This window comes from Carnimonas bestiolae, assembly GCF_051251145.1.
Classification (GTDB): Bacteria; Pseudomonadota; Gammaproteobacteria; order Pseudomonadales; family Halomonadaceae; genus Carnimonas; species Carnimonas bestiolae.
Genome location: NZ_JBPCZK010000002.1, coordinates 62,194 through 75,184, shown reverse-complemented (window position 1 = coordinate 75,184; position 12,991 = coordinate 62,194). Strand labels below are relative to the sequence as shown.

The window sequence follows — 12,991 nt, the reverse complement described above, 5'->3', positions numbered from 1 at the left end:
AAAGCGGGTCAGGAAGGTGTTACGCCGACCCTCAGAATAGCATTCGCAAACCTGCGTGTATCCCCGGTTACAATGCATAAAGCGACATCGGCCGAGCGCGTGAGCGCGGTAAATTCCGCGCGCGTCACGGCCGTTTGCTCAATACCTTCGGGAAGTTTATCCGCCACCTGCTGCGCCACCGCACCCAGCGCAGGCTCGGAAGGCTGCATGGTGGTTAGCCCTTCGATCATGATGGTGTTGGCTACCAGCTCGACGACCTCTGGTACCAGCGGTTGGCCCGGTTGCAGCGCGGCGTGCACCACTACCGCGTGGTCTGCGATAGCGGTGGCGGCGGCGAAATGAGCATCCGCAATGACCACCAGCGACTTATGGCCCGCCGACGCCAGCGCGGAAAGCACCTGAGGATGAATAATCGGTGTCGTTAACATTAGCTGAAATGCTGCCCGCCGTTGATATCGATAATCGTACCGGTAACGAAGGACGCGCCTGGCGAGGCTAGCCAGCTGACCGCCGAAGCAACGTCGTCAGGCACGCCGGCACGCCCGAGGGGAATGGTGGTGATGGTGTGCTGTTTGGAGGCTTCCGTGGTGAAGGTGTCGTGGAAGGGCGTCGCTTCGATAAACCCGGGAGCGACCGCATTAACGGTAATCCTGCGGTCGGCCACTTCCTTCGAGAGCCCTCGCGTGAAACCGAACAGCGCAGCCTTGGCGGTAGCATAGGCGGTGGCCCCAGGGTGCCCGCCAGAGCGGCCTGCCAGCGAGGCCACAATGACGATGCGTCCTTCTTCGGGCATCAGCGGGATAAGCCGCTTGCTCAGCAGGAACACGCTGTCGACATTCAGCGTTTGCACGTGGCGGAACAGCGTATAAGGCATCTCTTCAATGCGCGACCGCTCAACAAGCCCGCCTGCGTTGTGGACCAGAATATCCACCTTGCCTACCTCACGCTCGATCTCGCTGCCAAATTCTTCGACGGCGCTCTCCGAGGTCAGGTCAATGGAATACGCGATGGCCTCCTGTTGATCAGGTGTGCGCAGTGCATCCAGTGCTTGCTGGGAAGGCGCATGACTATGATAGGTGAAGACAATGCGCGCTCCACGCGCTGCCAGCGATTGGGCAATAGCGGCGCCAATGCCTACGGCTCCCCCTGTGACAACTGCAATTTTTCCGTTCAAGTCCTGATTCGACATGGGTAATCTCCTTTCTAATGGGACCTGGTGGCGAGTGACGTATTGCCTTCTGGCCTTCGGCCAGCGTAAAGCAGCGTAACGAGTCCGGTAAGTGCGAGCGCAGCCGCGAGAAACCAAAGGCCTGCGCGGGTAGAGCCGGTGATATCGGTGAGATAGCCAACCGCAAAGGGTGACACGAAGCCGCCAATATTGCCGATGGCATTCACGACCCCGATGCTGGCAGCGGCAGCGGCGCCGCTAAACAGACTGGCAGGCATGGAGAGCATCGGGCCGATGGCCGTGAAGATGCCTACCGCCGCCAGCGACAGCAGAATCAGCGCCAGTATCGGCGTCAGGCTGAGCGTGTAGCCGGCGCCAAGCAAGCCGAACGCTGCCAGAAACAAACTCATCGCAACGTGTAACGCGCGCTTGCCGGTTCGGTCGGCACGGCGGCTCCACCAGATAATGAAGCAGGAGGCGGCCAGGTAAGGCATAGCTACGATCAACCCAAGGGTAAGATCACTATAGTGGCCCATTTCGCTCACTACTGAAGGCAGCCAGAAGCCAAGCCCGTAAATCCCCATCACCATGCCAAAATTCAGCAACGAATAGACGAGTGCGCGACGATCGGTTAGCGTTTGCAAAAAGGTTTTGTCGCCCGAGCGCGTAATTGCTGCGTTGTCCTGATCGATGGCGCGCTGCAAGGTGTATTTCTCTTCCTCAGAGAGCCATGTCGCTTCGGCAGGCCGATCGGTCAGCAGCACCGGAGCAAGGAAGCCCAGAATAACGGCGGGCAGCCCCTCAATCAGGTAAAGCCATTGCCAGCCGTCCAGCCCGGCAATGCCGTGCATGCCAAGAATCAGTCCGCTCAGCGGCGCACCGAGCATATTGGCAATGGGCTGAGCGAGTACGAAGATGCCCAGAATAGCGGCGCGCTGCCGCACCGGAAACCATAGCGTGAAGTAGAAGATAACCGCCGGGAAGAAGCCCGCTTCTGCCACACCCAATAAAAAACGCACGGCGTAAAACGATTTGGTTCCGGTAATGATTGCCATTGCCATGGCGAGAAATCCCCAAGGAATCAATATCCGCGCAATCCATTTGCGGGCGCCGAAACGGTACATGCCCGCATTGCTGGGAATCTCAAACAGCGTGTAGCCAATAAAGAAAAAGCCCGCCCCTAAACCAAATACTGTCGCTGACAGATTGAGATCAGCGCTCATCTGCTCTTTGGCGAATGAAACATTGCTTCGGTCGAGATAGGCAATGAAATAGAGCAGCGCAATAAGCGGCAGAATCCGCCAGCGCACTTTGGACAACGCCCGTTCCAGCACTTCGGAACCCTGAAGTGGTTGAGACATCCTGCTCTCCCGCTGATAATGAATGATATACATATAATGCACATCAAGTGCAATATACACACAACATTGGTATCTGCGACGATGGTAGGAAGGTGTTCGCCTGCGCTTGGGTAGCGGATTTTGGCTGGGCCGACAGAGTTCCAGCGTCGGTGGAGTGGGGCATCTGCTATCGAGAGGGAAATTGGCAACGTTGGGCAGGAATGATGGAAAAAGCTGCAAAAACGCTCGCTAGCTCACATCCGGTTACTTTTTAACTACCAAGAAATGACGATTTAGTTAAATTTTGGGGTAGTGTTTAGGATTTTTGGGACTAAAGTAGAGTTGTACTGCTGGTGTGAGCAGCAGACGCTGTAATGTTAGTTATTCTTATTTAAGTCAGAGGTGATGTTATGGTCATTGGTTATTGTGTTGTTCCCCATTACGTCGAAGCTGAACCCACCCGAATTGACGGCTGGTGCGTGGTCGAGCGCTCCAGTGCTGCCGATACGTCGTTGGGATGCTACCCAACCCGTGAAGAAGCGGAGGCAGTATGCCACCGCATGACGGCATCGCTGCACAACCACGTCGCGTAATCCTACGTGCGTCAACGCGCTAGCGGCGTTGACGTAGAGTGTTTCCACGCTGTCCGAAGGGTTGAGGCTTCTCCCATCATCTAACCGTATTCGCCTCACGGTCAGCGTTGAGCACTAACAAAGAGCGCCCCCAACCATTTCCGGTTGGGGGCGCTTCCCGTTGCGGGGGCTGAACCCGCCAGATGCATCACCACGATGGGCGTCGCGCTCATCGTTTTGCGGTGCTGAGGCCTTCAGCAATGTGCGCTACTCGCGGCGCCATTTGGCTGTCGGGCTAAGCCAATGCCCTACATTCCGCTGTTTAAGCGCGAAGCTGCTACTCAGACGGCTGATTGACTTGCAGTGCCGCAATACTTTCCTCGCCGTAGGCGTCCACCAGCGCATGGTGTAGCGCCTCGCTGGCGGCATCGAACGCCTCGGTGGGCGCGTCGTCCAGAGTACTGAAAATGATCGCCACGCTGCTTCCGGCCGCGGTAATCGCCGCGCCGATCTCGTCATCATCAGCGTCTTCGCCACCCAGTGTCTCTCCTAGTGCCTGCTTGGCCGCATCGACTTCAGCATCGCCCAGTTGATTACGTAGCCATGTTCCCACTGCCTGTGAGAGGCGCGCTTGCTGATCGCTGTCGAGCGGAAAGCCTGCTTGTTCGAGTGCTTCGAAGGCTTTGCCAATAGCGAGCGCGGCGAAACCGACCGAAGCGAGCTGCGAAGGTGTAGGAGCAGTCATTGCAAGATCCTGTGGTGAGAGTAGAAACGGCGGCTATTTCAGCATGGTCAGCGCGCGAAAGATAGCATCGCGATAAGCTGGCGAAGCGTAACCGCACGGCAGACGCGCGTTGGCAGCCGCGCTCAATCGCGTCGCGTTAGTGACTTAACGGTTGGGTAACCCGTTCGAGCCACTCGCTGACCTTGCCTTCCAGCTTGGGTGCCAAGCGTTCTCTGACTTCTGCATGGTAACGGTTAAGCCATTCGATCTCTTCTGCATTCAGCAGTGATGGTTCGATGGGGCGCGTGTCGATGGGGCATAGCGTTAGCGTTTCGAAGGTGAGGAATTCGCCGAACTCGCCATCCGCGCTTTCCAGAGGGCGATTGGCGACCAGGTTTTCGATCCGCACGCCCCATTGATGGGGACGATAAACGCCGGGCTCGATGGAGGTGATCATGCCGCTGCGCATCGCCCGTTCGGGGGTGGGAGGTGCGCTGTAAGCGATTACCTGGGGGCCTTCGTGGACGTTCATGAAGTAACCCACGCCATGGCCGGTGCCATGGCCGAAGTCGATGCCTGCCGCCCACAGCGGTGCACGCGCGATGGCATCAATCGCCCCCGATGAAACGCCTTCGGGAAAGCTGGCCCGCGAGAGCGCAATGGTCGCTTTAAGCACACGCGTGTAATCGCGTTTCTGAGCGTCGCTCGGTGTGCCGATGGCGATCACGCGGGTAATGTCGGTGGTGCCGTCGAGGTATTGAGCGCCGGAATCAATCAGCAGCAGGCCATCGCCGCTAATCTGTGAATATTCCTGCGGCGTAGCGCGGTAGTGAGGCAGAGCGCCGTTGGCGTTGAAGCCGGCGATGGTAGGAAAGCTCAGCGAGACGAAATTGTGGCGCGCCGCACGACGCGCTGACAGGCGTTCATCGACGGTGAGCTCTGAGAAGGATTCGCCATTGGCTTGAGCGTGATCGAGCCAGCATAGAAATTCGCACAGCGCTGCGCCATCTTCTTCCATCGCATGACGGACGTGGCGCAAATCGTCGTCGCTTTTAATGGCTTTGGCCAGCGTAGTGGGGCTGATGCCTGCGACGATCTCGGCCTGCTCGGGTAATGCTTGGTAAAGCTTCAGGCTGAGTTTGGCTGGGTCGAGGGAAATTGCCGCGTCGGTCGGCAGCGAGCCAAGCGCCTCTACCACGCTGTCGTAGTCGCTCAGCGTGATGCCGTCCTGCTCAAGTTCGGCGGCCAATGTGGCGTCGATCTTGCGGCGATCGACAAACAGCTGGGCGGTGTCGGGCCCGATCAACGCATGGGCAAGAAACACCGGGTTGTACTCAACATCGCTGCCGCGCAGGGTGAGCAGCCAGGCGATATCGTCGACGCTGGAAAGCAGTTGCCAATCGGCATCGCGGGCAGCCAGCGATTCACGCAGCGTGGCAAGCCGCTCGGCGCGTGTTTTGCCTGCGTATTCAGCGGCATGCGCATAAATAGGCGCATTGGGCAGCGCAGGGCGATCAGCCCAGATGGCGGCCACAGGATCAAGCTCAGTCACCAGCTCAATCTGCTTGGCGGCAAGTGCTTCTGCCAACTGCTGCGCTGCGGCCACGGATACCACAGCGCCATCAATGCCAACACGTGCGCCTTCAGGAAGTTGTGTTACCAGCCATGCCAGATGGTCGCGGCCCTTGCTTGGAATGAATTTCTCCAGGCGAATGCCGCTGCCCGCGAGCTGCTTGTCAGCCTGTACCCAGTAGCGGCTGTCGGCCCACAGCGTGGCATCATCGGCCAGAACGACCAAGGTGCCGGCTGAGCCATCGAACCCGGACAGCCAAGTGCGCTGCGAGAAATGCTCGGGCAGGTATTCCGACATGTGAGGGTCTGAGGAGAGCGCTATCCACGCATCAAGCTGGTGTGCCTTGAGTTGTTCGCGCAAGGCCGCGAGTCGTTGCTCGATAGACGAAGAGGCGTGGCAGGTCATGGGCACTCCAAAAGCTGAAAACAAGGGATGATCAGCGCTGACGATGATCTCGTGAAAGCGAATTAGCTTCAGCATACCGTCGTTTTTGCGCTTCAGCAGCAGCGAATGTGCATGCGCTGTGATTATGCGTACTCTGGCTAAAGCGATTGCGGCGGGATAATGGTAGGGTGCTAGCACTAACTGATTGGGCACTTTTGGCATGTAGCTGCCTCATGCTGAATGCTACTCTCGCGCGCTGTTTATCAGGGCGCTGCGATTGCCCGCTACCTCATCATGGAGAGTTCGACGATGTCCCAGCCGTATGCGTTGGTATTTATGGGAGTGTCAGGGTCCGGCAAATCTACCGCCGCTGAGGCATTTGCCGAGAAGATGGGCTGGCCGTTCGCTGAAGCAGACGAATTTCATCCCAAGGCCAACGTAGACAAGATGTCTCAGGGCATCGCGCTCAACGACGATGATCGCTGGCCGTGGTTGCGCGATATTCGCGACTGGATTTCGCAACAGAGCCAGGCAGGCACTAGCGTGGTATTAACCTGTTCGGCGCTCAAGAAAAGCTATCGAGTATTGTTGGAAGAAGCCGACGCCGACGTGCGCTTTGTGCTGCTGCATGCCGATCGCGAGGTGCTGGAAGCGCGCATGGAGCATCGCGAAAACCACTATATGCCCGCGTCGCTGCTCGATTCTCAGTTGGCAACGCTGGAGCCCCTGGAAGACGATGAGCCAGGTGTTGTGATCGATTCACAGCACCCGACCGAGCAAATTATCGTAAAAACCCTGGAATATCTCGGGATTTAGCAGCGTAAGGATGCGTGATTAAGTGACACGAGTGAGTTGACCTCGTGCGAATGACAAGAGAATATTTCGCATTCCTGTCAGGTTTTATTGCTGTACGTAAAGGTCAATTACCATTGGCTGCACTGTAGAAGGCTGCGAACGCCTTCTACAATGGTATCAATCGCAGGGTTATGGAAACGCAGAGCGCCGTTGTTGAAGGTGATGTACTCATCCATCGAAGCGCTTGCGTTGTATCGTTAATTCCACTTGAGGTCCTTGATGGGTCGTCGAGGCAAGAATCCCTTCCACGCGTTACGTCGCTGTCTGGCCGTTTTTGCCCGTCCAATGCGCGGCGACAATGGACGTGGCGGTCTCGTCATTAACCCCTACCGTGGGGTAGGCTCGAGCCGCGAAGTGTTCATCATGGGGCGCGTCTTTTACCAGCACGGTTTCGGCGCGAGCGTTGCTCCCGGCAGCGTGTGGCGTGATGTTGTCGATTGCTTGAGACGTCTGCTGCGCAAGGGGATGGGCGGCGTTAATGTCGGCGTGCGCTTCAATGACTCTCACACCATTGTCAGTACCGACGATGATGGCTACTTTCATGCCACCGTGTCGGTGGACGATGCGCTTGAGCCTGGCCGTATCTGGTACGAAGCCGAACTGCGATTGATGGACGACTTCGGTGACGTTATCAAGGCCACCACCGAGGTATATGTACCGCCCCCCAACGTCGATTTCGCGGTTATCAGCGACATCGATGACACCGTGATGCACACCGGGGTGGCTAACAAAGCGTTCATGCTGTACCGGCTGTTCCTTGAGAAGGCCGACCGACGCGCGGCCTTTCCCGGGGTGGCGGCTTTTTATCAGGCGCTTTACCGCGGTGATGAAGGCGACAGCGAGCGGCCACTGCTATACGTTTCCCGCGCGCCCTGGAGCATCTATGAGATGCTTGAAGAGTTTTTCCGCATTAACCGCATTCCCGCAGGTCCGGTTCTGTTTCTGCGTGAATGGGGCATGTCGCTGACTCGCCCCTTCCCCCGCCGCTCGAAGGACCATAAGCGCATCGTTATTCGCCGGATGCTGGCGCTGTACGACGACCTTCCATTCATCATGATCGGCGATAGCGGTCAGCGCGATCCCGAGGTGTACACCACCATCGTGCGCGAGAACCCCACCCGCGTGAAGGCCGTTTACATCCGTGCCGTCAGCAACGATAGCGAGCGCGATGAGTCGATCAAACAACTCGCCAAAGAAGTGTCCGAAGCGGGCAGCACGCTAGTGCTGGCGGAGGATACCGCGACCATGGCACGCCATGCGTTGTCGCAGGGCTATATCTCCAAGGAAGCGCTCGCCACCATCATGAAAGAGGAAGAAAAAGAGCGGAAGTTCAGGTTTTAGTGGTTTTTCTCTTCCCTGCCTATCATTGCCGATTCTTTACTCGAAGCGGGCGCCAGGCTCGCGCTAGAATAGCGGGCCTTTTAACTAATAATTAAGTCGTTGGATCGCTACATGCTGCCCGCCGTTGTATCTGTGTTGTCTCGTCTGTTTCGCGCTGCTGGTGTTCGCTGTAAAGGTGCTGTGGCACTGGTGTCAGTGGCCGTTATCAGCGCTCATGCCATCACTGCCCAAGCGCTGCCTGCGCCTCAGGGCGTCGCCTCGCCAGCATGGATGTTGGTCGATGGTGAATCGGGACAGGTGCTGGCGGAACACAATGCCGACGATCAGCGTGCCATTGCATCATTGACCAAACTGATGACGACGCTGGTGGTCTACCGCGCGCTGGAATCAGGAAAGCTGCATTGGGACGATCAGGTAACGATTCCCGATGAAGTGAGCCAACTTGGGTCTGACACGTCACGCATGTTTGTGCGGCCGGGCACTCAGGTGTCAGTAGATACGCTGATGCGCGGGCTTATTATCGTCTCTGCCAACGATGCCGCGATGTCACTCGCTGTTGCAGAGGCGGGTAGCCTCGATGGTTTCGTACAACAAATGAACGATACCGCCGCCAGTCTCGGCATGACCAACACGCACTTCGAGAATGTCGATGGTCTCACCCAATCAGGCCACTACTCCACGGCTCGTGATCTAGCGAAGCTCGCTCAGCAAGTGGCGCAGGAGTACCCCGGTTATTTCAAGCTGTCGTCGTTGCCTGACTTCCGTTTTGGCCCCTTCCATGGCTATGCCACCAACCGTTTGGTGAGAACCAACCCGGCAATCGACGGCATGAAAACGGGCTATACCCATGCTGCCGGTAGCTGCGTTATTGCGTCCGAGCACCGCCCCGATGGACGCGGTAACGAGCGCCGCCTTTACGCCATTGTGCTGGGCGCCGCCAACCACCAACAGCGCTTTACCGACGCCAGTACCTTGCTTGATTACGGCTACAACAATTTCTACGACGTTCACTTGGGCAGTGCTGGTGTGCCGATGGGCGAATTCCCGCTGTGGAAAGGTGCCAGCAGCAACGTAGGCGTTACGCCGAATCAGGATATCGTGCTCTCGATGCCCAACGATGTGCCGGTCAACAGCCTGAAAGCAGCGCTGGTGGCCAATAAGTCGCCGCTTATGGCTCCGCTGAACGCGGGCGATGAAATCGGCGAATATCGGGTAACGCTGGGCGATCATACGATTTCACATGGGCCTTTGTTTGCTGCCGAGCCGGTTGAGCAGGAAAACATTGTGTCGCGCGCTATCGACAGCGTTAGGCTTGCCTTTGGCGGTACCAAGGAGAAGACCCAGGTGCCGCTTGATGTGCAATCGTTGGCTATCTGAAGAAAATTGGCGCTGAAGATTGTTGTCGCGTTGCTACACCGCTGTGAGGCAATGGTGATAACCGCATTCGGAAAATCCCTCTGGATGTGCGCCTAATCACCGCAATGGCGGAGGGGGCAGGCGTGCTTCGGCCCGATGGATGTCGGCCATCGCGGGGGAATGATAGGGCCGCCAGCGCTCAGTAGGCAGGTCTGCACTAAAGAGTGATTACCAGAGCTTCTGTGAAGATGAATCGGGCACAAAAAAGCCGGGCTGACATTGCTGTCAGCCCGGCTTTTTGTTAATCAGAGCAGGTGGCTCTGATCAGCAGCGATTAGGCAGCAACGATGTTGGATGCCTGTTCGCCTTTGCGGCCTTGAGTAACGTCGAAGGTTACTTTCTGACCGTCCTGAAGGGATTTGAAGCCTTCAGATTTGATTTCGGAGAAGTGAGCAAAGAGATCATCGCCGCCGTTGTCAGGAGTGATGAAACCAAAGCCTTTCTGATCGTTGAACCACTTAACTGTGCCAGTTGCCATTTGAAATACCTCGATACGCATGTGCGTTTTTGATTTAAAACCGGGTGACAAACCAAGTTCTGTGTTAGCAAACAAGGAATGTGCACTTGGGGTCGAGGGATTCACCGACACGAAGAACAAATGACTTGAGAACTATGCGGCTACTCTGTGCTGTTCCTTGTCGCAAGTCAACGTTTATTTACCGTAACGCCAGCGATGGGTGCCACTTATCCGAATCCTTCCTAGGCAGCACGTGTTAGGACGAAGTTAACTGTTTGAAATAATGATAAAAACGGGCGTCTTGCCCTAGCCTCATCTTCCCGTTCGAACGCTCCCTTGCGCACGTGCGCGTCATATCAAGCGCGATGTGACCATTCAGGTGGGATAAAAAAAGCCCCTCGGTAGAGGGGCTTTTGATGACGCCTTTACGCGTAACGCGGGAGCTGTTAGCCCTTAACGCGTGACACAATCGCTTGGGTGAAGCTTTTGGTGTTGCCTTCGCCACCCAAATCAGCGGTCAGGCTATCCTTGGCGGTCAGCGTATCGATGATTGCCTTACGTAGACGCTCGGCTTCGTCGGTTTTCTTCAAGTGGTCGAGCATTTGTGCGGCTGCCAGCAGCAGTGCGCAAGGGTTGGCCAGGCCTTTACCTGCAATGTCGGGTGCCGAGCCGTGAACGGCCTCGAAGATGGCGGCGTTTTCACCGATATTGGCACCGGGTGCCAGCCCCAGACCGCCCACTAGACCCGCACACAGATCAGAGAGAATGTCGCCGAACAGGTTGGTGGTGACGATCACGTCGAACTGCTCAGGACGCATTACCAACTGCATGCAGGCATTGTCGACGATCATGGTGTTGGCTTCGATCTCGGGATATTCCTTGCCCACTTCCTGGGCAATGTCCAGGAACAGACCTGAAGCGCTTTTGATGATATTGGCTTTGTGAACAATCGTGACCTTCTTACGGCCCAGCTTGCGTGCCAGTTCGAACGCATAGCGCGCGATACGCTCACAGCCTTTGCGGGTAACAACAATTTCAGAGCGTGCTTCGTTGTCATCGCGCGTTTGTCCTTCTGCGCGGTAAGCCCCTTCGGTATTTTCACGCACCGTAATCAGATCGATATTCTGATAGCGCGACTGCGTATTAGGGAAGCTGATGGCAGGGCGAACGTTAGCGTACAGGTCAAAGTGGCGACGCAGCTGTACGTTAATGGACGAAAAACCTTTGCCAACCGGCGTAGTGAGCGGGCTTTTCAGCGCAATGCCGTGTTCTTTGATCTTATCGAGGGTTGCCTGGGGGAGAAGATCGCCCTGAGACTCCAGTGCAGTGGTACCGGCTTCGACGAAATCGTACTCAAGTCCTGCGCCCAGTGCGTCGAGTACTTCGAGAGTGGCATCCATAATTTCGGGGCCGATACCGTCGCCACGAATTACTGCAATCTTCTGAGTCATGGTCAAATCCTATCCTAATGATGCAATGAGGTCGGCTTGTGCATAAAAACCGGCACATGAATATTTTCGCCCGACATTGTAGACAATCTTGCCCATGAATGGGAGAGCCTGCACAGGGATATGCTGCTGCTTTACTAGATTGCTTATGATGGAAGTAGGTGGGCGTGAGGCATAGCGCTTGATGGCGCGACTATCCGATAGTGCGGCGCGATAGGCTGTTAGTTAAGGGATCGTCCCTTCAGGCAGGCTGCATGGCATTCGAGCCCCCAAGGCGGCCACTGACAGGCTGGGCCGCCCTGCGAGATGCACTCGAGAGCGTTAGGGCGCGAGTGAGCCAGTGCCTAAATAGTGGTCCTGCCAGTAGCCGTAGGTCACGTTGGTCACCTGCACTCGGCGCCCACTGCCCGGTGCGTGAATCATTTTGTTGTTACCCATGTAGATACCGACGTGATTGGCGTGTGAGCCTGAGCCGAAGAACATCAGGTCGCCGGGCCGAGCCTTGCTGACCTGCGGCATATGATGGAACTGATCGTTTGACGTACGCGGCAGCGTGTAGCCTGCCGCATGGTAGGCCAGCGCGGCGAGTCCGCTGCAATCGAGACCTTCCGACGGTGTATTGCCGCCCCATTTATAGCCAACGCCAAGATTTTTCTTTGCCACGGTAAGAATCTGCACGCGCTGCGAACTGAGTCCCTTGGTAATCGGCGTGTCGTCGGTTTCCAGCGTTGAGTGGCCAGCACATCCGGCAAGCAGTACCCATACGAAAAGTAGACAAAGCGGAAGTCGGATTGGGCGCATGCGGGTTCCTTGGCTGCATTGAGTGGTATGAGGTGGGCTCTAGCAAGTATTCATAGCTTGCTAATATTATGCAATGTGCCGTTTTTTTTGTAGAACGTGTTCTAGAAGAAGGCACGGCCTTTAGCGTAGTCGAGCGCTGTGTACGCTGCCCTCTTCTCGAAGGTTTAGGTTCGGTGCACAGTGGCATACGTTGCTCAACAGTGGGCCAGTAGGCGTTTGGGGCGGGCGATTGCGTCACCGATTTGCTCAGCAAGCGCCTGCAGCACGAAATTTAAGGGCGTAGCGGCGTTGAAAATATTGGGCTATAACCAAAATGACTAGCCTATGCGAATGTGGCATAGCGGGGCACTTAAGCATAGAAGGTGATCAACGCCAGGAGTATCTTCGCGTTCCTAAACTTTAGTTAAAGATAAATCGCGCGTTAGCGTGGCAAGTTCTCAACTACAAACCGTGCTCGCACAGCGGGGGATCAAGCTTGATGGATGCGCTCAAAATCGACTGGGACAGTCCCGCCAAAGCGGCAGCGATTGGCTTGTCAGCCGCTCGTCGCCCGGCGCGAAAGCAGCCTAAAACTGGGTGTATTATCACCGCTCGCTACCACGGCACTAACGTGCGTATGCGCGTTGTTGACCGCGACGGTGACAAAAGCTCCATCGCGCAGGTGATCGGCGTCGATACGCAAGAAGATCGCGATGATGCGCGCATTCTCTTGAATGAAGGCGATACGGTATTGGTCCCTGATAGCAAGCGGGCGGTAGTGCGTTACTAACATCACCGCCACAGTGCTATCTGCAAGGGCTCGACAGTTTTCTGTCGGGCCCTTGGCTCGTTTTGGGCCTCGACACTGGCTGATAGGGGGTTTCAGGCAGCGGTTCTCGCAAGCGATGCCGAATTAGGCGCTCGCGTTCTTAT

The 12,991-nt window shown here is 56.5% G+C and carries 13 protein-coding genes; 5 read left to right on the top strand and 8 right to left on the bottom strand.

What is annotated here, in order from left to right; translation table 11 throughout:
* Positions 1-8: 8 nt before the first annotated feature.
* From R84865_RS03725 to R84865_RS03715, 3 genes are read right to left on the bottom strand one after another with little or no spacing between them, the layout of a single operon-like run.
* Complete coding sequence (locus R84865_RS03725; protein ID WP_435637804.1) at positions 9-428, bottom strand: RbsD/FucU domain-containing protein; 420 nt, start codon at positions 426-428, stop codon at positions 9-11.
* Positions 428-1,189, bottom strand: coding sequence for an SDR family NAD(P)-dependent oxidoreductase (locus tag R84865_RS03720; protein WP_435638865.1), 762 nt, complete (start codon positions 1,187-1,189; stop codon positions 428-430). Before R84865_RS03720 ends, R84865_RS03725 begins: the two co-directional genes overlap by 1 nt.
* Before the next feature lie 14 nt (positions 1,190-1,203).
* On the bottom strand, positions 1,204-2,529 hold the full coding sequence (locus R84865_RS03715; protein ID WP_435638864.1) for an MFS transporter: 1,326 nt from the start codon (positions 2,527-2,529) through the stop codon (positions 1,204-1,206).
* A gap of 389 nt (positions 2,530-2,918) precedes the next feature.
* Here R84865_RS03715 and R84865_RS03710 point away from each other — a divergent pair, with 389 nt between their 5' ends.
* Positions 2,919-3,101, top strand: coding sequence for a hypothetical protein (locus R84865_RS03710; RefSeq protein ID WP_435632816.1), 183 nt, complete (start codon positions 2,919-2,921; stop codon positions 3,099-3,101).
* Positions 3,102-3,417: 316 nt separating this feature from the next.
* On the opposite strand, the gene R84865_RS03705 is transcribed toward R84865_RS03710, so the two are convergent.
* Positions 3,418-3,825: a hypothetical protein gene (locus R84865_RS03705; RefSeq protein ID WP_435637806.1), complete on the bottom strand. Its 408-nt coding sequence runs from the start codon at positions 3,823-3,825 to the stop codon at positions 3,418-3,420.
* A gap of 136 nt (positions 3,826-3,961) precedes the next feature.
* Positions 3,962-5,782 carry an aminopeptidase P family protein gene (locus tag R84865_RS03700; protein WP_435638863.1) on the bottom strand — a complete coding sequence of 607 codons (1,821 nt, stop codon included), beginning with the start codon at positions 5,780-5,782 and terminating at the stop codon, positions 3,962-3,964.
* Between the two features lie 288 nt (positions 5,783-6,070).
* Here R84865_RS03700 and R84865_RS03695 point away from each other — a divergent pair, with 288 nt between their 5' ends.
* The 3 genes from R84865_RS03695 to R84865_RS03685 all read left to right on the top strand — a co-directional run bounded on the left by R84865_RS03695 (position 6,071) and on the right by R84865_RS03685 (position 9,334).
* Complete coding sequence (locus R84865_RS03695) at positions 6,071-6,577, top strand: gluconokinase (protein ID WP_435638862.1); 507 nt, start codon at positions 6,071-6,073, stop codon at positions 6,575-6,577.
* A 258-nt stretch (positions 6,578-6,835) separates the two neighbouring features.
* Complete coding sequence (locus R84865_RS03690; RefSeq protein WP_435632812.1) at positions 6,836-7,957, top strand: App1 family protein phosphatidate phosphatase; 1,122 nt, start codon at positions 6,836-6,838, stop codon at positions 7,955-7,957.
* Between the two features lie 111 nt (positions 7,958-8,068).
* Positions 8,069-9,334 carry a D-alanyl-D-alanine carboxypeptidase family protein gene (locus tag R84865_RS03685; protein ID WP_435638861.1) on the top strand — a complete coding sequence of 422 codons (1,266 nt, stop codon included), beginning with the start codon at positions 8,069-8,071 and terminating at the stop codon, positions 9,332-9,334.
* 313 nt (positions 9,335-9,647) lie between these two features.
* Here R84865_RS03685 and R84865_RS03680 read toward each other — a convergent pair whose 3' ends face one another.
* From R84865_RS03680 to R84865_RS03670, 3 genes are all read right to left on the bottom strand, one after another.
* Positions 9,648-9,851: a cold-shock protein gene (locus tag R84865_RS03680; protein WP_435632810.1), complete on the bottom strand. Its 204-nt coding sequence runs from the start codon at positions 9,849-9,851 to the stop codon at positions 9,648-9,650.
* 425 nt (positions 9,852-10,276) lie between these two features.
* Positions 10,277-11,281 carry an isocitrate dehydrogenase gene (locus R84865_RS03675; protein WP_435632809.1) on the bottom strand — a complete coding sequence of 335 codons (1,005 nt, stop codon included), beginning with the start codon at positions 11,279-11,281 and terminating at the stop codon, positions 10,277-10,279.
* Positions 11,282-11,599: 318 nt separating this feature from the next.
* Positions 11,600-12,079: a C40 family peptidase gene (locus R84865_RS03670; RefSeq protein WP_435638860.1), complete on the bottom strand. Its 480-nt coding sequence runs from the start codon at positions 12,077-12,079 to the stop codon at positions 11,600-11,602.
* 478 nt (positions 12,080-12,557) lie between these two features.
* Here R84865_RS03670 and R84865_RS03665 point away from each other — a divergent pair, with 478 nt between their 5' ends.
* Positions 12,558-12,848 (top strand): hypothetical protein, encoded by a 291-nt coding sequence (locus tag R84865_RS03665; protein WP_435632807.1) that lies wholly within the window; start codon positions 12,558-12,560, stop codon positions 12,846-12,848.
* The last annotated feature ends 143 nt before the right edge of the window (positions 12,849-12,991 follow it).